This window comes from Catellatospora sp. NPDC049111, from assembly GCF_040648615.1.
Lineage (GTDB): Bacteria > Actinomycetota > Actinomycetes > Mycobacteriales > Micromonosporaceae > Catellatospora > Catellatospora aurea.
Map to the genome: position 1 here is coordinate 66,426 of NZ_JBEZEB010000036.1, position 19,172 is coordinate 85,597.

At 69.9% G+C, this 19,172-nt stretch carries 19 protein-coding genes; 11 read left to right on the plus strand and 8 right to left on the minus strand.

All coding sequences use genetic code 11. The features are described 5' to 3' along the window. Positions 1–125: 125 nt before the first annotated feature. The gene (locus tag AB0B66_RS33315) at positions 126–596 is read left to right on the plus strand and encodes a universal stress protein (RefSeq protein ID WP_360537496.1); all 471 of its coding nucleotides are present in this window, start codon (positions 126–128) and stop codon (positions 594–596) included. Continuing rightward, positions 593–1,030 (plus strand): CBS domain-containing protein, encoded by a 438-nt coding sequence (locus AB0B66_RS33320; RefSeq protein WP_360537498.1) that lies wholly within the window; start codon positions 593–595, stop codon positions 1,028–1,030. The genes AB0B66_RS33315 and AB0B66_RS33320 overlap by 4 nt, the downstream gene beginning before the upstream one ends. Positions 1,031–1,322: 292 nt before the next feature. Here AB0B66_RS33320 and AB0B66_RS33325 read toward each other — a convergent pair whose 3' ends face one another. After that, positions 1,323–2,702 carry an MBL fold metallo-hydrolase gene (locus AB0B66_RS33325; RefSeq protein ID WP_360537500.1) on the minus strand — a complete coding sequence of 460 codons (1,380 nt, stop codon included), beginning with the start codon at positions 2,700–2,702 and terminating at the stop codon, positions 1,323–1,325. Positions 2,703–3,127: 425 nt separating this feature from the next. Here AB0B66_RS33325 and AB0B66_RS33330 point away from each other — a divergent pair, with 425 nt between their 5' ends. The 5 genes from AB0B66_RS33330 to AB0B66_RS33350 all read left to right on the plus strand — a co-directional run bounded on the left by AB0B66_RS33330 (position 3,128) and on the right by AB0B66_RS33350 (position 9,146). Continuing rightward, a complete protein-coding gene (locus AB0B66_RS33330; RefSeq protein ID WP_360537534.1) occupies positions 3,128–4,693 on the plus strand; it encodes a GAF domain-containing protein in 1,566 nt (521 codons plus the stop codon). A gap of 142 nt (positions 4,694–4,835) precedes the next feature. Continuing rightward, positions 4,836–5,819, plus strand: coding sequence for a nitroreductase family protein (locus AB0B66_RS33335; RefSeq protein ID WP_360537502.1), 984 nt, complete (start codon positions 4,836–4,838; stop codon positions 5,817–5,819). An 11-nt stretch (positions 5,820–5,830) separates the two neighbouring features. Beyond that, positions 5,831–6,772 (plus strand): universal stress protein, encoded by a 942-nt coding sequence (locus tag AB0B66_RS33340; protein ID WP_360537504.1) that lies wholly within the window; start codon positions 5,831–5,833, stop codon positions 6,770–6,772. A 541-nt stretch (positions 6,773–7,313) separates the two neighbouring features. Then, positions 7,314–8,282 (plus strand): nitroreductase family protein, encoded by a 969-nt coding sequence (locus AB0B66_RS33345; RefSeq protein ID WP_360537506.1) that lies wholly within the window; start codon positions 7,314–7,316, stop codon positions 8,280–8,282. Positions 8,283–8,729: 447 nt separating this feature from the next. Continuing rightward, on the plus strand, positions 8,730–9,146 hold the full coding sequence (locus AB0B66_RS33350) for a serine hydrolase (protein WP_360537508.1): 417 nt from the start codon (positions 8,730–8,732) through the stop codon (positions 9,144–9,146). Between the two features lie 62 nt (positions 9,147–9,208). Here the strand turns inward: AB0B66_RS33350 and AB0B66_RS33355 are convergent, their stop codons facing one another. From AB0B66_RS33355 to AB0B66_RS33370, 4 genes are all read right to left on the minus strand, one after another. Further along, complete coding sequence (locus tag AB0B66_RS33355) at positions 9,209–10,027, minus strand: slipin family protein (protein WP_360537510.1); 819 nt, start codon at positions 10,025–10,027, stop codon at positions 9,209–9,211. Continuing rightward, entirely contained in the window at positions 10,020–11,351 is a 1,332-nt protein-coding gene (locus AB0B66_RS33360; RefSeq protein ID WP_360537512.1) for a nodulation protein NfeD, read from the minus strand. Before AB0B66_RS33360 ends, AB0B66_RS33355 begins: the two co-directional genes overlap by 8 nt. Before the next feature lie 853 nt (positions 11,352–12,204). Then, positions 12,205–12,870, minus strand: a complete 666-nt coding sequence (locus tag AB0B66_RS33365; protein WP_360537514.1) for a carbonic anhydrase — start codon at positions 12,868–12,870, stop codon at positions 12,205–12,207. A gap of 87 nt (positions 12,871–12,957) precedes the next feature. Beyond that, positions 12,958–13,248 carry a hypothetical protein gene (locus tag AB0B66_RS33370; RefSeq protein WP_360537516.1) on the minus strand — a complete coding sequence of 97 codons (291 nt, stop codon included), beginning with the start codon at positions 13,246–13,248 and terminating at the stop codon, positions 12,958–12,960. 151 nt (positions 13,249–13,399) lie between these two features. Here AB0B66_RS33370 and AB0B66_RS33375 point away from each other — a divergent pair, with 151 nt between their 5' ends. From AB0B66_RS33375 to AB0B66_RS33385, 3 genes are all read left to right on the plus strand, one after another. Then, positions 13,400–13,747, plus strand: coding sequence for a metalloregulator ArsR/SmtB family transcription factor (locus tag AB0B66_RS33375; RefSeq protein WP_360537518.1), 348 nt, complete (start codon positions 13,400–13,402; stop codon positions 13,745–13,747). Positions 13,748–13,824: 77 nt separating this feature from the next. Further along, positions 13,825–15,450: a SulP family inorganic anion transporter gene (locus AB0B66_RS33380; RefSeq protein ID WP_360537536.1), complete on the plus strand. Its 1,626-nt coding sequence runs from the start codon at positions 13,825–13,827 to the stop codon at positions 15,448–15,450. 6 nt (positions 15,451–15,456) lie between these two features. Further along, positions 15,457–15,780 carry a hypothetical protein gene (locus AB0B66_RS33385; RefSeq protein ID WP_360537520.1) on the plus strand — a complete coding sequence of 108 codons (324 nt, stop codon included), beginning with the start codon at positions 15,457–15,459 and terminating at the stop codon, positions 15,778–15,780. Here the strand turns inward: AB0B66_RS33385 and AB0B66_RS33390 are convergent. The 3 genes from AB0B66_RS33390 to AB0B66_RS33400 all read right to left on the minus strand — a co-directional run bounded on the left by AB0B66_RS33390 (position 15,675) and on the right by AB0B66_RS33400 (position 18,788). After that, positions 15,675–16,595: a sigma 54 modulation/S30EA ribosomal C-terminal domain-containing protein gene (locus AB0B66_RS33390; RefSeq protein WP_360537522.1), complete on the minus strand. Its 921-nt coding sequence runs from the start codon at positions 16,593–16,595 to the stop codon at positions 15,675–15,677. The two genes, AB0B66_RS33385 and AB0B66_RS33390, sit on opposite strands and share 106 nt — an antisense overlap. Before the next feature lie 65 nt (positions 16,596–16,660). Then, positions 16,661–16,867: a DUF2795 domain-containing protein gene (locus tag AB0B66_RS33395; protein WP_360537524.1), complete on the minus strand. Its 207-nt coding sequence runs from the start codon at positions 16,865–16,867 to the stop codon at positions 16,661–16,663. A gap of 103 nt (positions 16,868–16,970) precedes the next feature. After that, on the minus strand, positions 16,971–18,788 hold the full coding sequence (locus AB0B66_RS33400; RefSeq protein WP_360537526.1) for a phosphoenolpyruvate carboxykinase (GTP): 1,818 nt from the start codon (positions 18,786–18,788) through the stop codon (positions 16,971–16,973). Between the two features lie 189 nt (positions 18,789–18,977). Between AB0B66_RS33400 and AB0B66_RS33405 the strand changes: the two genes are divergently transcribed. Further along, on the plus strand, positions 18,978–19,172 hold a 195-nt coding region (locus tag AB0B66_RS33405; protein ID WP_360537528.1), incomplete at its 3' end, for a metalloregulator ArsR/SmtB family transcription factor.

Consider the following 19,172-nt stretch of genomic DNA (forward strand, 5'->3'; position numbering starts at 1 on the left):
CCAGGGCCCGAACCCGCCGACCGCCTGCGGCGATGGTCCCCGGTGAGCGGGTCTTTAGGCCCTGCCGCAGACGTGCGGTGCGGCGCACGGTGAAGGTGGACAACTCGCCGAGGGACGTGATCGAGATGGGTACACGGCAGATCGTCGTCGGAGTCGACGGCTCGCAGGGCGGGCGGCGTGCGTTCGCATGGGCACTCGAGCAGGCGGCCGCCACCGGTGCCACGGTGCAGGCTGTGCTGGCCTGGTGGGGCGATGATCCCAACACGCCGCCGAAAGACCCGCATACGGACCGGGAGCTGGCGCAGCAGACCCTCGATCGGGAGGTGCAGGCCCAACCCGCCCGCCACGGCGTGAGCGTGGCCGCGGAGGTCGTCGAGGGCAAGGCCGCCGACGTCCTCGCCGCCGCGGCGCAGAGCGCGGACCTGCTGGTGCTGGGTAGCCACGGTCACAGCCGCGTGCACCACACCATCCTCGGGTCGGTCAGCGAAGCGTGCATCGCCAAGGCCCCGTGCCCGGTCGTGGTCATCCCGGTGCCCGGCGCCCCGCACCCGGCGGCCGAACCGGTCCCGGTCACCTCCGAGACGGCATCACGATGAAGGCCATCTTCTCCGCGGCCATACGCGGCGACGACCCTGCGCTGCAGTGGGCCCGCCGGTCGATCTCGCAGGTGATGAGCCGCCCCGTCATCTCGGTCGGCATCGACGTCAGCCTCGACCAGGCCATGGCCACCATGCTGCACGCCGGCGTACGTCACCTCGCGGTCGTCGACCCGGCCGGCCGGTGTGTCGGCATGCTGGCAGCACGGTCGGTCGCCGCAGCCTGGTCGGCCGACCCGGCTGGCCTCGCCACGGTCACCGTCGGCGCCGTGCTCGACCACGACAGCGCCACCGTCGGTGCAGGCGCGCGGGTTCGTGACGCCGCCCGTGTGATGCGTGACCGTCACACCGACGCCGTCGTGGTCACCGACGCCGACGGCACACCGGTGGGTGTGTTCACCAGCAGTGACCTGATCAGTCTGCTGGCTGGTTAGCCGACGGGCCGCCAAGATCGGCGGTGCCTGGGGTCCTGGGCGACCTGGTCGCCGACCGGGCGTTCGCACTGCTTCCGGTCCCCGATACCGACACTGCCGCGCTGTGGCGTCGGCTGTACTGGACGCCGCCGCTCACCGGCCACCGGGGCGCGCTGGCTGCCGACACCGCCGCGGCCGAACAACTGTTCGGGCCGTGGACCTGGCCGAAATCTGCCAAGATCGACGGCCACGAACGCGGCGAAGTCGCCATCGCGTGGCCTGGGCGAACGTCAGTTCACCGAGCCTTTGTCGTTCACAGCAGCACCCGCTCGTCATGGCGGGCCACTGCGGCACACCAGCCCAGCTCGCCGTCGACCCGGTCGGCCAGTGTCGCCGCGGCGGACGGCTCACCGTGCACGACGTAGCAGGTGTCGGGACGCCACGGGGCGGCCCGCAGCCAGTTGATGATCCCGTCGGCGTCGGCGTGAGCGGAGAACTCGGAGGCGGACTTCACCTCGGCGCGCACCGGGACGTACCCGCCGTACATCTTGATCGCTCGGGCGCCGTCGAGCAGCGCCCGCCCACGGGTGCCGGCGACCTGGAACCCGGGCAGCAGGATCAGGTTCCGTGGCTGAGGCAGCATGTGCTGCAGGTGGTGCACCACCCGCCCGCCGGTCGCCATGCCGGATGCGGACACGATGATGCAAGGCCCGCTGAGCTGGTCCAGGCGCTGGGACTCCTGTGGCGTGTGGACCAGTTGCAGCTCGCCCGGGTCGAACGGGTCGTGCGGGTCGGTGCGAACCTGCGGGCGGATCTCCGGGCCGCCTTCTGCGACGGCTTCGCGGTAGACGTCCAGGGCCGCCAGCGCCATGGGGCTGTCGACGTACACCGGCACCTGCGGCACGGCACCGGTGCGCATTAGGTCACGCAACGCCATCAGCAGTACCGGTGTGCGGTCGATCGCGAACGCGGGGATGAGGACGGTGCCGCCCCGGTGAAAGGCCCGGCTGATCGCCGCTGCCAACTGCTGCGGCTGGTGCGGCTGGTGAGACTGGTCGCCGTAGGTCGACTCCACCACGATCGCGTTCGCGCCCGGCGGTGGCTCGGGCGGGTTGAGCAGCGGGTGGTCGCGTCGGCCGAGGTCGCCGGAGAAGACCACCGACCGGTCCGCGACGCTGACGTGGACGGTTGCCGACCCGAGGATGTGGCCGGCCCTGTGCAGCACGATCTCAAGGTCGTCCGCGAGGGTGCGGGTGACCCCGAACGGCAGTGGCCGCAGCAGTGCCACGGCTTTGTCCGCATCAGCGGTGTCGAACAACGGCAGCGGCGTGCGGTGCCGGCTGTAGCCGTGCCGGGCCGCGAAAGCCGCGTCCTCCTCCTGCAGATGCGCGGCATCACGCAGCACGATCGGCGCGATCTTCGCAGTCCACGGCGAGCAGTACACCGGCCCATGGAATCCACCGGCGACCAGTCGCGGCAGCCAGCCGCAGTGGTCGAGGTGGGCGTGGCTGAGCACGACGGCGTCAATGGAATCCGGGGGCACCGGCAGGTCAGCCCAGTTACGTCGGCGCAGCTCCCGCTCGCCCTGGTACAGGCCGCAGTCGACCAGCAGCCGCGCTCCGTCGGTTTCGACGAGGAACTTGCTGCCGGTCACGGTGCCCGCGGCACCCAGGAATCGAAGACTGGCTGTCATGGCCTCATTGCACCACCGCCCGCCTATGCCGCGGCAGATGCGCTGGCCCCAGTGATGGCGGGACCTAAGGCCCGGCCGCGGTGACGTCGTACGGCGCAATGGCCGCCATCAACCGTGTGCGGCTGTCCGCAGCCCCGACATCGAGCGCACACATGGGCCGTCGTCGGCCCCTGTCATGGCTGCTGGCAACGGCGGTGGGCAGTGCAGCTGCGTCAGCGATCGTCGTCGGGCAGGAGGTCAGCGCCCAGCAGCCCGCGCCCGAGGCCTCCAGTGTCGGCGTAGCCAGAACCGCCCCGACCGGTTCAGGCGGCCGTAGCATTTGAGGAGTGGACCAGCAGCAGTGGGCGTCCTTAGGCCTGCCGCCGCTTTCTCGGGTGCGGCTCGACGAGCTGTTGCAGGAGTTACTGGACCGTGTTTCTGAGGTCATGGCCAGCCGCGAACGGCTGCGTAATCTGCTCGACGCGGTCGTAGGCATCGGCGCGGACCTGGATCTGCGGTCCACGCTCAAGCGCATCGTCGTGGCCGCGTGCCAGCTCACCGACGCCCGCTACGGCGCACTCGGTGTCGTGGGCGCAGATCGCAGATTGTCGGAGTTCATCACCCACGGCATAGATCCCCGCGTCCGTCCCGAGATCGGCGATCTGCCCACCGGACACGGCGTGCTCGGGCTGCTCATCGACCCGCAGCCGGTGCGAATGCATGACATCGCCCATCCCTGCTCGACAGGGTTTCCGCAGCCCCACCCGCCGATGCGCAGCTTCCTGGGCGTCCCCGTACGCATCCGTGACCAGGTATTCGGAAACCTCTACCTGGCCGAGAAACGTGGCGCGACCGACTTCACCGGCGACGACGAAGAGATCACCGTCGCGCTGGCGGTCGCCGCCGGTGCCGCTGTCGAGAATGCGCGCCTGTACGCCCTGGCGCAGCGCCGCCAGCAGTGGCTTGCCGCGACCACCGAGATCACCGCGGCGCTGTCCGCGGACACCTCCACCGACCAGGCCCTGACCCTCGTTGCGCGCCGTGCCCGCGAAGTAGCCGAAGCCGAACTCGTCGTCCTACTGCTGCACGACGGAGCCGTCGGCACTGTCACGGTCTCCCTCGTCGACGCCACCGAGCCGCTGCCCGGACTGCAAGGCAGCAGCCTGAGCCTGGCCGGCACCGACCTGCGGCCAGTCCTGACCGAGCACCGCCCGCTGCAGTTCGAACATCTCGGCAAGGCCGCTGCCTGGCCCGTGCCCGTGCCCGACGTCCACGCCATGGCCGCCCCGTTCGACGAAGCCCAGGGCATCCTGCTCGTCGGCTACACCGGACCCACCCGCCCCGATGACGAACTCCTGCTCACCGCGTTCGCCGGCCAGGCCAGCCTCGCCCTGCAACGGGCTCGCGCCCGCGAAGACCGCCAACGTCTGGCCCTGCTCACCGACCGCGAACGCATCGCCCGGGACCTGCACGACGTCGTCATCCAGCGCCTGTTCGCCACCGGCCTGCAACTGCAGACCGTCGCCTCGATGACGGTGCAACCCGCAGCCGCCGAACGCATCAACACCGCTGTCGACGCCCTCGACGACACCATCCGCGACATCCGCACCGCCATCTTCGAACTACGCACCACTGCCGTACACACGCTGCGCACCGAACTGCACACCCTTGCTGACACTGCGGCCCTGGCACTCGGCTTCGCCCCCCACCTCGTCTTCGACGGACCCGTGGACAGCGCAGTATCAGACGAACTACGTGCCGACCTGCTCGCCGTCGTACGCGAAGCACTGTCCAACGTCGTCCGCCACGCCAACGCCAGCCGCGTCGACGTGACAGTCCGCGCCAAAGACGGCCGGCTCAGCGTCAACGTCGCCGACGACGGCTGCGCTGGAGCCGTCGCCCGAGGCGGGCTGCTCAACCTCAGCGAACGCGCCGCCCTGCACGGCGGCACCATGACGATCGCCCGCGCCGACACCGGTGGCACCCTGCTCACCTGGGACGTGCCGCTATGACCCGTGCCGGTCTGCACCGCACGCCGTCCGTCTGCCGCCTTCGTGCCACAAGCGGCAAGTGTGGGCGGTGCGGGACCTTGTCCCCGCAGACGCAGGTCGCGGGCCCCTGCCCCCACCACGGCGGCGGGATGACGGTGCAGACATGACCACCGCACAAACGCCACACGAGCAGGCCCTCCGTGGCGCAGCGCACACCGCCCTGGCCGCACCGTCGATCTTCAACACCCAACCCTGGCGGTGGGAGATCGACGGCGGGCACGCGCGGCTGTACGCCGACCGGCGCCGCCAACTGCTGGTCGCCGACCCCGAAGGCCGACTGCTCACCGTCAGCTGCGGCGTCGCGCTGCACCACGCCCGCATGGCCCTGGCCGCTGCCGGTCACGCCGTCGGCGTACACCGCATACCCGACCCCGCCGACCCTGACCTGCTCGCCGAACTGACCATCATCGGCACCCACGAACCGACCCTGGCCGAACTGCACGCCGGTTCTGCGATCGCCCGCCGGCACACCGACCGGCGTCCGTTCACCAGCCAACCGGTCGCCGACGCCACCTGCCACGACCTGATCATCGCCGCCGAGACCCAGGGCGCACACGTGCACCTCATCGACGACAATCACATCGCCGTACTCGCATTCACCGCGATCAAGGCAGGCGCCCTGCAACTGTCCGACCCGGCCTACCGCGCCGAACTCGCCGACTGGACCCACCGCCCACCGTGGAGCGGCGAAGGCGTGCCCACCGAAACGGCGGTTAGGGCCGTGCCACGGCGGGTGCCGGTACGCGACTACGCACCCTTCGGCGGCGACACCACGCGCCCCGGCAGGGAAAGCGACCGCGGCGCACGCTACCTGCTCATCTACACCGACGCCGACAACCCCGACGCATGGCTGCAAGCCGGCGAAGCACTGTCGGCACTCCTGCTCGCAGCGGTCACCGCGGGCCTGTCCACCGCACCCATCAGCGACATCACCGAACTGCCCACGACCCGAGATCAGCTACGCACCCTGCTACCGGGTCTGGGCCACCCGCAGGTCGCCGTACGCGTCGGCTACCCGCCGCCCGGCGAACCACCACCGCCCACCACACGACGACCAGCCGAAGACGCCATCAACCCGCGATGCTGAAGGAGACCACCATGGCCACCACCCAGCCGGTCATCGTCGGCGTCGACGGCTCACCGTCCAGCCTCGCCGCAGCCTCCTACGCCGCCGAACTCGCCATCCGCCGACACGCACCACTGCACCTGATCTACGGATACCTCGCACCGCTGTACGGCTACGGGACCATCGCCCTGTCCCAGCCCACGCCGCTGGCTGAGGAGCAGACCCATGCCGACGTCGAGCACAGCCTCGCCGACGCCGTAGAAGCCGTCCACAAACAGCACCCCGAACTCGTCGACATCCAGTCACACCAAGTACCGGGCAACCCCGCCGGCGTACTGATCGACCTATCACGCACCGCCGCAGTGACCGTCGTCGGCAGCCGCGGCATCGGCGGCTTCCGAGAACTGCTCCTCGGATCCGTCGCCGCCCAGGTCGCCGCCCACGGCCACGGCCCGATCATCGTCGTACGCCCACCTGTGCCCGACCGCCGGATTCCACCCGGACCCGAACAGCCATCGACAGCTCCACCACCACTGGGACCCGTGGCCGTCGGCGTAGACGGCTCACCCGCCGCAGCCGCCGCCGTGTCCTTCGCCGCCGCGGAGGCAGCCGCCCGCCACGTGCCCCTCATCGCCATCCACGTCTACTGGCCCGAGCCATGGCCGGGATCGGAAACCACGGACCCGCTGACCGCAGCCGAGGAACACGCAAAACAGACCGCCGACCGACTGCTCACCGATGCGCTCGGCCCTGCCGTTGCCGAACACCCGCATCTCGAGGTGGAGTACCGACCCAGCCGCGTACTCAACGTTGAAAAAGTGATGATCGACAGTTCGCGCGATGCGGCACTGATCGTCGTCGGCTGCAGGGGAAGGGGCGGGTTCGCCGGAATGCTGCTCGGCTCCGTCAGCCACGCCCTCGTCGCCCACGGGCACGGGCCCGTGGCCGTGATCCACCCGTCGCAGCATCCATAGCAGGCAATACGCTCGAAGCTGGCCCGTCGTGTGCGGCGCAACGAGCCAGCAGCTGGAGCGCGAAAGCGTCCGATCAGGCAGGCCCGAATCAGCCGCCGGTGGCGGTCAGCGTCGACAGCTCCACCGTGCCATGGAGCAGCGCGAGAACGTTGCTGTGATGCTCACTCGCGCGGGTACATGCCAATGCCACGCTGCACGGTAGCTGTCGCCCACATGAACAAGATCCGCCGACCACGGTGCCCGACCCTGACCGCGTGGGCGACAGCGACCTGTCGACGAGCAGCCTCGACAAGGCCGGCTGAGTCAGCCATGAGCGTCCTCCGATCCGCTCACCAATATCCGTCCGTACAGAGCCAGACGGATGTGGTCACGTACTGTGAGTGGTCCTGAGCGTATCGGCATCAATGCATCAGTGCCGCTGTCGCTGTCTCCAGTAGATGAATGACAACCGCAGACGTGATACCCGCCAGTAGCTAGGCAGTAGTGGTGCGGCCAAACGAACGAGCCTCGGGGACCTGCCGTCGCGGCCTACCGTTAAGGCATGGACGTCACCGGGTTGCAACTACACGAGGCCCTGGTCGAGGCGGCACGCGACGCCCTGGCCGCGCCGTCGGTGTTCAACACCCAGCCGTGGATATGGCGAACCGGCGCAGACGACCTGCGGCTGTTCGCCGACGAGCACCGCCGGCTTGCCACCGATCCCGACCGCCGCCAACTGCTGATCAGCTGCGGATGTGCCCTGCACCACGCATGCGTTGCGCTGGCGGCGACAGGCCTGGTCCCGGTCGTGCAGCGCCAGCATTCAGGCGAATCGGGAGGCCCGCTGGCGGTCATCACCGTGCAGGAAAGCTTGCCGCACGACAGGCAGGTGAACCTCTACCGGGCCATGCGCCGCCGCCGAACCGACCGCAGGGCGTACACCGCCGAATCCGTCAGCAGCGCGGCGGTCAGCACACTGGTGGCAGCCGCTGAACAGCAAGGCGCCCATCTGCAGCCCCTTGTCCGAGACCAGGTCGCATCACTGCGCGAGGTGGCAGGCGAGGCGGCCGCGCGGCAGTTGACCGACCCGGCGTACCAGGAGGAGTTGTTGCGTTGGACGAACCGGCCAGCTGAGTCAGGCGACGGCATACCGGCGGCCACCGCGGTGACGGCGTCGGAACGCCGGGTTCCGGTGCGAGACTTCACGTACTTCAGCAGCGGTCTTTCGGCCGGGCCCGAACATGACGTCGGCGCCGTTTACGCGATGCTGTTCACCGACGCAGACACGTCCACCGACCGGCTGCGAGCTGGCGAGGCGCTCTCGGCGGTGCTGCTGACCGCGACCGCGGCCGGGCTCGGCACAGCGCCGATCAGCGACGTGATCGAGTTCCCGGACCTACGGGCGCGAACCTCACGCCTCATCCTGGGCCCGGGACAGCCGCAGATCCTGGTTCGTGTCGGGCACCCGCCACCGGGACATGTTGCTCCGAGCCCGCGACGCCCTGCCGCGCAGATGATCGATCCGCCGTGAAGCCCGCCACATCACGGTCCCGCGTGGCCATGTGCGCGACGAGTTGACCCGCTTGGGTGCGGCGGTCGGGTAGCAGCCGGCGCAGGTGGTTACTGCGGCATCGCTGGTGGCCGCGGCGTCAGAGGTGTTGAGCTCCGAGATCTGCTGGCGTGCTCCCGCGCGCAGGCCGAGGAGCTGGGGTCGCACTGGCGCCGATCGGGGAGTTGGATCTGCGGCGCAGCTACGACTTGGGCAGGTAGCCGCGAGGACGCTGCGGCGGTGCGGACAGCTGCTGGGAGCTTAGATCGGTCGTTGCCTGGGCGGGGGAGGGGACGGTCGTGAACGACGCCGCGATCGTGGCTGAAGCCGTGAAGCCGTGAAGCCTGCGGGATGCGGGTTTGCGAGGGTCTTCTGGTCGACCTGGATTCCCGGCAGGAGCCGGGCATCGACGCGGACGTGGTGTGGCCGGTGACGTCGCTGGTGAAGGTGCCGATCGCGGTCGCGACGCTGGAGCGTGCCGCGCGCGGCGAGCTCGATCCGGCCGAGCTGGTCACGGTCGAGCCTGGCCGGGTGATCACCCCAGGTCCGACTGGGCTGAGCAAGTTCCGGCACCCGGCGATGCTCGCCGTCGGACCTGTGACCGAGACCGAGTTCCAGGTCGGGCTGCGGCGCTTTTCCATGCTGCTGGTGTATGTCGCCGCCGCCCTCACCGTGTCGATCTTCGCCATCAACATGGCACTCGACAAGCCCCCGGCGGTCAGCAGATCGTGCTCGACGACCCGGCCGGCAACCCGGTCGAGCTGTTCCAACCTGCCTGACCCGCCCACGCGCCGATCACGAGCCGACTGCCGTGGCAGCCCTCATCGCCGGCGACTCAGTGAGTAGGACGCGGACCAGGCCGCCGGCGGCGATGTACCAGGCGTTGTTCAGGTCGAGCCGTTGAAGGCTCAGGCGTCCTCGTCGGCGATGGCACCGGGAGCCCGGCTGGTCGCGGTGGCCGGTCCGTCGGCGTTGCGGCGCACCACGTCGACCATGCGCAGCAGCTCGACCGGCACGGGGAAGATCAGCGTCGAGTTGCGTTCGGCGCTGACCTCGACCATCGTGCCGAGCACCCGCAGCTGCAGCGCGGCGGGGTGGTCCTCCATCAGCTGCGCGGCGCGGGCCAGGTCGGTTGCCGACTGGTACTCGCCCTGGGCGTGGATGACCTTTGCGCGGCGCTCACGTTCGGCTTCGGCTTGGGCGGCCATGGCGCGTCGCATGGTGTCGGGCAGCTCGACGTCCTTGATCTCCACAAGGGTCACCTTGACGCCCCACGGACTGGTGACCTCGTCGACGATGCGCTGCAGGCGCTGGTTGATCTCGTCGCGCTTGGTCAGCAGCTCGTCCAGGTCGACCTGGCCCAGGATGCTGCGCAGCGTGGTCTGGGCGATCTGGAACGTGGCGTTGGTGTAGTTCTCGATCACCACCACGGACGAGACCGGGTCGATGACGTTGAAGTAGGTCACCGCGTTGACCCGTACGGTCACGTTGTCGCGGGTGATGATGTCCTGCGGCGGGATCTCCATGGTGACGGTGCGCAACGATACCCGTACCACCCGGTCCACGACGGGGATGATGAAGAACAGGCCTGGGCCCTTGGCGCCGATCACCCGGCCCAGCCGGAAGATCACCCCGCGCTCGTACTCGGGGAACACGCGTACCGAGGCGAAGAACAGCAGCACCGCCACCGCCACCGCGATGATCAAGGCGATGAGCGACTCATTCATGGGGAACCTCTCCTTCGCCCGGGTCTGGGCCGGCACGGTGGTCGACCGGTTCGACGAGGAGCCGCAGCCCGTCCATGCCGACCACCCGCACCTGCTGGCCGGGCCGCAGCGGTGCGCCGTCGGCGGACTCGGCCGCCCACCAGGCGCCTTGCAGGTGGACGTCGGCACCGCCGTCCATCGCGGCGGTCACCGGCGCGGTGGCGCCGATGAGCGTGCCGGCGCCGGACACGGGCGGGCCGCGCCGGGCCCGCCACGCCAGCCGTCCCGCGATCATCGAGCCGGCGCCCACGATCAGGGCGGTCGGCACGAGCACGGCCGGATTGACCCGCAGGGTGCCCTCGAACAGGAACACTCCGGCCAGCACGAGCGCGATCGCGCCGCCGGCGGCGAACACGCCGATCCCGGGGGCGAAAAGCTCGGCGGCGAACAGGCCTGCCGCCAGAGCCAGCAGCGCCAGTCCGGCCACCGACACCGGCAGGACGCTGAGCGCGAAGAACCCGAGGATCAGCAGGATCACGCCGATCGCGCCGCTGAACCCGTGCCCTGGCGCTGCGAGCTCGTACATGACGGCGAGGGTGCCCAGCGACAGGAACAGGAACGCCAGGGTCGGGTCGGCGAGCACCCCGAGCAGCTGGCGTGCCCATCCGGGTGCGTAGTCGGTGACCGTGGCGTCGGCAGTTCGCAACGTCACCGTGCTGCCGTCGGCGAGGGTGACCGCGCGGCCGTCGAGAGAGCTCAGCAGCGCCGGCCGGTCGGCTGCGATCAGATCCACCGCGCCGAGGCGCAGGGCTTCGGTCGCGGGCACGGCCCGCCCCTGGCGCACGGTGTCGACGGCGAAACCGGTGTCGCGTCCGCGCTCGGCGGCCACCGACTCGGCGAACGCCGCCGCGTCGTTGATCACCTTGTCGCTGGCCTTCTGGCCGGTCTGGGCGTCGACGGGGGTGGCCGCGCCGATGGTGGTTCCGGGCGCCATCGCCGCGATGTGCGCCGCGAACGTGATCAACGTGCCGGCCGAGGCGGCACGGGCACCCGGCGGACTGACGTACACCACGACCGGGACCTTCGCCGCGAGCAGCGCCTGCACGATGTCGCGCATCGACGTGTCCAGGCCGCCTGGTGTGTCCAGTTCCAGGAGCAGGGCCGGTGCGTTGCGGTCTTCCGCTTGGCGTACCGCGTCGGTGACGTAGCCGGCGGCGACCGGGGTGATCGGGCCGTCCACGCGGACCGCCAGCACCTCATCAGACGCCGCCCGCGTTGGTGCAGGACAGAAGGACACCAGCGCGAGCGTTGCCAGCGCTAGAAGCAGCAGCCCGATGGATTTCATGGCACTCACTTCGATCATGCGCTGCGGTTGGACCGCCGGCAACACGCATGAGGCAGGCTTGCCGCAGGCACTTCTGCGATCGGCCCTGGCCGCGGGCTCGAGGCAGTCGTGCCGCCGGGCCGTACCGCTGCTCGCCGATCGGCTCGCCAGCTGGCACGTCGCAGGGCATCCTTACTGCGACCGCTCCGAACTGGCCGCCGGCGGCTGCTCTTGCTCCTGCACCGCCGCGGTTCCCACGTAATGCCGACGAGATGATCGCTTATCGTCGGGCAGGACCTGGACCTGGAGCTGGCCGAGGGCCGTCCGGTCATCGTCGAGAAGGTCGCCGCGATCGCCGCCTCGCGCGACCCCGCGATCAGCGAGCCGACGTCGGCGGTATGTACCGCGCTCGGCCGCACCGGTGGCTTCTCCGACCTGCTGGCGATCCCAGTCGCCGCCGGTGTGCTCTACACGAGCCTCGGGATCCTTCTACAGCCGCAGTGGGCGGCGCTGCTGATGAGCGCCTCCACCATCATCGTCATTTTCAACGCCGCTCCGGCTGCGCCGGCACACCCCTCCCGCGTAGCCGCCCGCCCGTACGCCCGCCACGACGGCGGCTGTCGGCTGAAGCGGGTAAGAGATCTTTTAGAGGCTGATGTGGGCCAAACAGAAAGCTCGCCGCCAGCGTGCCTAGCGTCAAACCATGACGTCTTCAGCGCAACCAGCCTGGCCGATCACCTCGGACTTGACGATGCTGTCTGAGCAGACCCTTCAACAGTTCCGCGACCCACCCAGGTCATGACGCGGTTGGCCGCGCCGGTGACGCTGGGCCGCGCACCGCGCCTGGTCGGGGATTTGATCCACACCGCATCGCTCACACGAACCTCACTTCGCCTGTGTCCAGGTCGTAGACGGCGCCTGCGACGTACAGCTGTCCGTTCCGTGCCCGGCTGCCGATGACCGGGCTGCGGTGCAGGTAACGGATCTGCAGCGCGATGTTGGCCCGGACTGCGTTGGCAACCAGGTCGCCTGGCCTGCCGAGGGCCGCTTCCACGGCCGGGCGAAGATGCTGCACGAGGATGCTGATGTGGTCGGGCACGGCGGTGGCGGTGAGTGCTCCGGCGGCGGCGGCGACCGCACCGCAGCGTTCGTGGCCGAGGACCACGATCAGGGATGGCTGAAAGTGTTCCAGTGCGTACTCGATACTGCCGGTGACGAGGTCGTCGGCGATGTTGCCGGCGACGCGGTTGTCGAACATGTCGCCCAGTCCCTGGTCGAAGAGGATCTCCGGAGCGACTCGCGAGTCTGCGCAGCCGAGCGATATGACGAACGGCTGCTGGCCGGAGGCGAGCAGGTGCTGCCGACGGGGCTGCTGGTGGGGGTGGCGGGTTCGGCCCTCGACGAACCTGCGGTTGCCCTCGGCCAGCCGGGCCAGCGCTCGCGAAGCGGTGCGTGGTGCGTTCCAGGGGGCCGGGCTGGGCGAGCAGAGGGTGGGCAGCGCCAGCGGCAGTCCCGCTGCCAGCAGTGCACGTCTGCGCATGATGTCTCGTCCTTGCGCTGTGGGTGATGCCGTGTGGTGCGCCTGCCGATGTTCCTTCTTCGGCCGTGTAGGCGGCTGCGTGCCGGGTCACTCGTGAACTGCGTCGGGCGCGCTGTCGGGAGCCGGGGCGGTGGTATCGGCGCCGATGATCTGCCGAGCCAGCGGGCAGATCCGGGTGATCAGCATCCCGCCATGGTGAGGCTGGGTTTCGAGGAACCCGGCGACCTGCAGAGCTGCCAGGGCGGCCTTGATCCGGTCAGCAGGCTCGCCCAGGTCGGCGGCGCAGGCGTACGGGTCGACGGTGAGCCGGCCGCAGTCATACGCGGCGACGACCTTGATGAGCAGCGGTCGCTGCAGCTGGCTCCACAGCCTCTCCATGCCGGATCTAACGAATCTCTGGCCGTTTGACGAATGCCACGACAGCACCCAGTGTGGTGACAAGAATCACACAACTTGCGCATACTGTACAGCAAGCAATTGAAGAGGTGTTCAATTGCGTAACCGTTCATCGTGTGGTTGGGGCTGCGACGTGGGTGTGCCGCTGTACGAGAGCAAGGCGGAGTTCTTCCGGACCTTGGGCCATCCGGTGCGTATCAGGGTGCTCGAGTTGCTCGGCGACGGGCCGATGGCGGTGCGGGACCTGCTCGCCGACGTGGCGATCGAGCCGTCGAGCCTGTCGCAGCAGCTGGCCGTGCTGCGCCGGGCCGGGATCGTCGTGTCCTACCGCGAGGGCGCGGCGGTGATGTACGCGATGTCTGGCCCTGACGTGGCCGAGGTGATGGGGGCCGCGCGTCGTTTCCTGACCGCGATGATCGCACAGCAGACCGAGCTGCTGGACGAGTTGCGCGATACCGACGCCGTCGCGGTGGCACCGTGACCGCCGTGGCGGCGATCTGCCGCGCAGGCTGGGGGCGCGTGTCGGCGCTACTGCCCGGTCGCACCGACTACGCGGCGATGGGCCGTCAGCCGCGTCGTGACCTGGTCGCCGGGCTGACCGTCGCAGTCGTGGCGCTGCCCCTGGCGCTGGGGTTCGGCGTCTCGTCGGGTCTGGGCGCGGCAGCCGGGCTGGCGACCGCGATCGTCGCGGGTGCGCTCGCGGCGCTGCTGGGCGGGTCGAATCTGCAGGTGTCGGGCCCGACCGGCGCGATGACGGTGGTGCTGGTGCCGATCGTGCACCGCTTCGGGCCGGGCGGTGTGCTCACCGTCGGTCTGATCGCCGGCGTGCTGTTGGTGGTTCTGGCCTTGGCGCGTGCCGGCCGCTACGTCCGCTACGTGCCTGCTCCGGTGGTCGAGGGCTTCACCGCAGGCATCGCGGCCGTGATCTTCCTCCAGCAGGTGCCTGCCGCTCTCGGCGTACCCGCCCCGGAAGGGGAGAAGGTAGCCGCGGTCGCCTGGCAGGCGGTCACCGAGTTCGCCGCGAATCCGCGGTGGACCGCGGCAATGCTGGCGCTCGGAGTGGCAGCGGTGATGCTGGTGGGCGCCCGCTGGAAGCCAGGCGTGCCGTTCTCGCTGCTGGCCGTCGCTGCGGTAACCGCCGCGGCGGCGGTAACTCACCTCGACGTCGCCCGGATCGGGCAGCTGCCGAAGACGCTGCCCGCGCCGTCCCTGCAATTCCTCGACCCGGCGGCGGTGCCGATGCTGCTCACCTCCGCGATCGCCGTCGCCGCTCTCGCCGCGCTGGAGAGCCTGCTGTCGGCCACCGTCGCCGACGGCATGACCGTAGGGCAGCGCCACGACCCCGACCGGGAGCTGTTCGGCCAGGGCGTGGCGAACCTGGTCACGCCCCTGTTCGGCGGGGTGCCCGCGACCGCCGCGATCGCGCGCACCGCCGTCAACGTCCGTTCCGGCGCCGGCTCCCGCCTGGCCGCGCTGACCCACGCCGTCGTCCTCGCCGCGATCATGCTCGCCGCCGCGCCGCTGGTCGCGTACATCCCCCTGGCGGCACTCGCCGGGGTGCTGCTGGCGACCGCGATCCGCATGATCGAGGTCGGCTCGCTGCTCGCGCTGGCGCGCTCGACACGCTCGGACGCGGTGCTGATGGTGCTGACCGCCGCCGCGACCCTGGCCCTGGACCTGGTCGCCGCGGTCGGCATCGGACTCGTCCTGGCCGCGTTCCTCGCGGTACGCAAGATCGCCCGCGCGGCGACGCTGGAGCAGGTGCCCCTCGACGTGGCCGACCACCATGCCGAGGAGGCGGCGTTGCTGGCCGAGCACATCGTCGCGTACCGCTTCGACGGTCCACTGTTCTTCGCCGCCGCTCACCGGTTCCTGCTGGAGTTGACCGAGGTGGCCGACGTGCGGGTGATCATCCTGAGGATGTCGCGGATCTCCGCGATCGACGGCACCGGCGCGAGTGTGCTGCGCGACGCGATCGAGCGCCTCGAACACCGCGGCATCGCCGTCTACCTGTCAGGGGTGCGTTCGGAGCACGAGCGCGCGCTGGCCGCGATCGGTGTGCTGGACCGGCTTCGCAGCCAGGGCCGCCTGTTCGCGTACACCCCGGAAGCGATCCTGGCCGCCCGTTCGCTGCTGCACCGGACCGGCGTCATCACCGCCGACCCGGCGCTGAAGGCAGCCTGAGGGCCGGTGCAGCAGCATAGGCGCGCGGCATGGCAGGCCTACCTGGCGATCGCGACGGACCTGCTGCCCGCGCTGCGGCTGGCCACCACCACCGAGACAGTCCTGTCGGAGCAGTTCGCGGCGTTGAGCGAACGCCTGTCAGCAGGCCACCGGTGGTGGGGCGCCGACGGGCACCGGATGACGGCGATCGCGGCCCGCGCCGATGCGATGCACCACTGCGGCGATCACCGCGCGGCGGCGGTCCTGCTACGGGCGCTGGCAGTGCGGCTGTTCGCGATCTCCAGCAGCACGCCCACTGCCTCGTCACGTGACGGCTGCGACCCGCAGTAACCCGCTGGGAAGGCAGCGTCGACCCGTGCATCGAGGGCTCGCGTCTGCTCTGACGCTGCATCGACCGTCGCAGGGCTGATCAATCCGAGGTCGCCGTCGTAGCGGCGGTAGAGCAGGTTGCCGCGGCCGGTGTCGCGATCGGTGTAGAAGACGAACGGCACCGCGGTGGCCGCGAGCCGGCGGGCGGCCTGCGCCGCGTCGAGTACGAACGCTGCGCGGGAGTCGACCCGGATCGCCGGAACGGCCTGCAGCGACGGAGCCGTGTGCTGGCGGGCCAGGCGCAACTGCTCGGACCCGGTGCAGTAGATCACGGCGTCATCGCCGGTGTCGGTGTCGGTGAACAGGTGCGCGTCGTAGTCCATCGCCGACAGCCGCATCGCCGCCTCCGCAGCGGTGGCCACCTGCAGCCGGACCGCCTTCAGCCGGGCGATCGCGGCTTCACCGGGCAGCGCGAGCCTCCGGCGGAACGGCAGCGGCCAGGCGGTCAGGTCCAAGCGCAGCCCCAGGCGGCGAATCTGGCGCTCCAGCCGGTCGATTGCCGCAACAGCGGCGGCCTGCGGGGTGCGGGCGGCGAGCTGGATCCGTGCCGGCTCGCCGCGTACCCGCAGGTTGACCTGCAGGATCGTCGGTCCGGGCGCGCAGTCGCCGGCCGTGAAACGCAGCCGGATCGGCCCGGCGGCGTTGGCGCTCGCGGCGACCACGGCCGCGACTGCCTCGCGGATGATGCTGATGAAAGCGGGATCGAGCTCACCGCGTGTGTGCACGTCGACGCGCACGCCCTGCCGGGGCATGGGCCGGGAGCCCGGGGAAACCATGCCGCCTCCATTCACCGCTTGGTACCAGAACAGGCCGTCCGGGCCTGTTCTGGTACCAAGCGTGGTCAGTCGCCGATGGGGATGTGGCCGAGGTCGGTCCACATGTCGCGCATGGCCGGGTAGGGGCGCTCCGGCAGGGTTTTGATGACCTCGATGACCTCGGGCCGGGCATGGCTGCCGGCGGCGAAGGCCAGCAGCCGGTCACGGGTGGCGGGCCCGGCGGTGAACGCGGCTTCGATGTGGTCGGCGAGCTCGGTGCGGGTGACGGTCACCGGGTTCTCCTCAGGTGTCGGTGTTCGTAGGGTGGCGTGGCCCGCCGCTCGGGGAAGGAGGACGGTTTCAACGGGCCACGCCACGATCATGGGGAGGTGCGGTTCAGCGCAGCCGCTCTTTCAAGCTGTCGAACTCGGTCCACAGAATGCCCGGCAGCTTCTCGCCGAACTGGTTGAACCACTCGGCGATCTGCGGGACTTCCGCGGCCCACTCGAGCGGGTCGACGTGCAGTGCCGCGGCCAGGTCGGCGTCGGCGACGTCCAGGCCGTCGGTGTCGATCGCGGCCGGGTACGGGACGAGGCCGATGGGGGTGTCGACGGCGTCGGCGGTGCCTTCGAGGCGTTCGACAACCCATTTGAGTACGCGGGAGTTCTCGCCGTATCCGGGCCACAGGAAACGGCCGTCGTCGCCGCGGCGGAACCAGTTGACCTGGAAGATCTTCGGCAGCTTGTCCGGGTCGGCGTACTTGCCGAGATCCACCCAGTGGGTGAGGTAGTCCCCGGCGTGGAAGCCGATGAACGGCAACATGGCCATCGGGTCGCGGCGCACGACGCCGACCTGCCCGACGGCGGCGGCGGTGGTCTCGCTGGACAGGGTCGCGCCCATGAACACGCCGTGGATCCAGTCCCGTGACTGGGCGACCAGCGGGACGGTGGTCTTGCGGCGGCCGCCGAACAGGATCGCCGAGATCGGCACGCCGCGCGGGTCGTGGTACTCCGGTGCCAGGATCGGGCACTGGCTGATCGGGGTGCAGAACCGCGAGTTCGGATGGCTGGACGGTGTGCCGGAGTCGAGGGTCCAGTCGTTGCCGTGCCAGTCGGTCAGGTGTGCCGGCGGGGTGCCCATGCCTTCCCACCACACGTCGCCGTCGTCGGTCAGCGCGACGTTGGTGAACAGCGAGTTGCCCTGCGCCAGGGTCCGCATGGCGTTGGGGTTGGTGGTGTCGTCGGTGCCGGGCGCGACGCCGAATAACCCGTACTCCGGATTGACCGCGTACAGACGGCCGTCGTCGCCGAAACGCATCCAGGCGATGTCGTCGCCGAGGGTCTCGACCTTCCAGCCGGGGACGGTCGGCTCGAGCATGGCGAGGTTGGTCTTGCCGCACGCGGACGGGAACGCCGCTGCGACGTAATGGACCTTCTGCTGCGGGGAGGTGAGCTTGAGGATGAGCATGTGCTCGGCCAGCCAGCCCTCATCGCGTGCCATCACAGACGCGATGCGCAGGCTGTAGCACTTCTTGCCCAGCAGCGAGTTGCCGCCGTAGCCGGAGCCGTACGACCAGATCTCGCGGGTCTCGGGGAAATGCGCGATGTACTTGGTGTCGTTGCACGGCCACATCACGTCGGCCTGCCCGGGCGCGAGTGGGGCGCCGACCGAGTGCAGCGCGGGCACGAACTCGGCGTCGTCGCCCATGACCTCCAGGACGGGGGCGCCCATCCGGGTCATGATCTTCATGCTTGCCGCGACGTATGCCGAGTCGGTGATCTCCACGCCGAACTTTGGGTCCTCGGCGTCCAGGGGGCCCATGCAGAACGGGATCACGTACATGGTCCGCCCGGCCATGCAGCCGCGGTACAGGCCGGTCATGAGCTGTTTCATCTCGGCCGGGGCCAGCCAGTTGTTGGTCGGCCCGGCATCGTCGGGATCGACGGAGCAGATGAAGGTGCGTTCCTCGACCCGGGCGACGTCCGAAGGGTCGGTGCGGGCCCAGAACGAGTTCGGCTTGAATGCGGGGTTGAGCCGAACGAGGGTGCCGGCGGCGACGAGCTGTTCGGTCAAGTGCTTCCACTCGTCGTCGGAGCCGTCGCACCACACCACCTGCGCCGGGGTGGTCAGCGCGGCAACCTCGGCCACCCATGCCAGCAGCCGCGGATGGGTCGTCGGGGCAGGGGACCGGCCGGCCGTCGTTGCCACAGTCATCGATCTTCTGCCTTTCTGCGTGAGAGCGCCGTGCCGCAGCCCTCAATTAGTTGCTTACTTTAGCAACTCGCTATGTCGTGTAGTCTGGTCCCGTGGCGCGAAAATGTCACACGACCACCAGCCGACTGGCCCAGCAGCCCACCAACTGCCCGGGCGGGTACGGTTTGCTGCAACGAAGGGGGTGGACCGGTGAGCAAACCGCTGTATCAGGCCAAGGCGGAATTCTTCAAAGCGCTCGCGCACCCCGCCCGCATCCGCGTCCTCGAGCTGCTCTCCGAGCGGGAGCATGCGGTGGGGGAGATGCTGCCGGAGGTCGGCCTGGAGTCCGCCCACCTCTCGCAGCAGTTGGCCGTCCTGCGCAAGATGAACCTGGTCGTGACCCGC

What these genes read in the sequence shown, in the direction of transcription:
- AB0B66_RS33365 (WP_360537514.1), bottom strand. Translation starts at nt 12,870, where the DNA reads ATGCGCAGACGTGCACTGCTGGCAGCGGGACTGCCGCTGGCGCTGCCC.
- AB0B66_RS33325 (WP_360537500.1), bottom strand. Translation starts at nt 2,702, where the DNA reads ATGACAGCCAGTCTTCGATTCCTGGGTGCCGCGGGCACCGTGACCGGC.
- AB0B66_RS33330 (WP_360537534.1), top strand. Translation starts at nt 3,128, where the DNA reads ATGGCCAGCCGCGAACGGCTGCGTAATCTGCTCGACGCGGTCGTAGGC.
- AB0B66_RS33400 (WP_360537526.1), bottom strand. Translation starts at nt 18,788, where the DNA reads ATGACTGTGGCAACGACGGCCGGCCGGTCCCCTGCCCCGACGACCCAT.
- AB0B66_RS33390 (WP_360537522.1), bottom strand. Translation starts at nt 16,595, where the DNA reads ATGGTTTCCCCGGGCTCCCGGCCCATGCCCCGGCAGGGCGTGCGCGTC.
- AB0B66_RS33335 (WP_360537502.1), top strand. Translation starts at nt 4,836, where the DNA reads ATGACCACCGCACAAACGCCACACGAGCAGGCCCTCCGTGGCGCAGCG.
- AB0B66_RS33360 (WP_360537512.1), bottom strand. Translation starts at nt 11,351, where the DNA reads ATGAAATCCATCGGGCTGCTGCTTCTAGCGCTGGCAACGCTCGCGCTG.
- AB0B66_RS33380 (WP_360537536.1), top strand. Translation starts at nt 13,825, where the DNA reads ATGGGCCGTCAGCCGCGTCGTGACCTGGTCGCCGGGCTGACCGTCGCA.
- AB0B66_RS33320 (WP_360537498.1), top strand. Translation starts at nt 593, where the DNA reads ATGAAGGCCATCTTCTCCGCGGCCATACGCGGCGACGACCCTGCGCTG.
- AB0B66_RS33340 (WP_360537504.1), top strand. Translation starts at nt 5,831, where the DNA reads ATGGCCACCACCCAGCCGGTCATCGTCGGCGTCGACGGCTCACCGTCC.
- AB0B66_RS33355 (WP_360537510.1), bottom strand. Translation starts at nt 10,027, where the DNA reads ATGAATGAGTCGCTCATCGCCTTGATCATCGCGGTGGCGGTGGCGGTG.
- AB0B66_RS33370 (WP_360537516.1), bottom strand. Translation starts at nt 13,248, where the DNA reads ATGGAGAGGCTGTGGAGCCAGCTGCAGCGACCGCTGCTCATCAAGGTC.
- AB0B66_RS33315 (WP_360537496.1), top strand. Translation starts at nt 126, where the DNA reads ATGGGTACACGGCAGATCGTCGTCGGAGTCGACGGCTCGCAGGGCGGG.
- AB0B66_RS33345 (WP_360537506.1), top strand. Translation starts at nt 7,314, where the DNA reads ATGGACGTCACCGGGTTGCAACTACACGAGGCCCTGGTCGAGGCGGCA.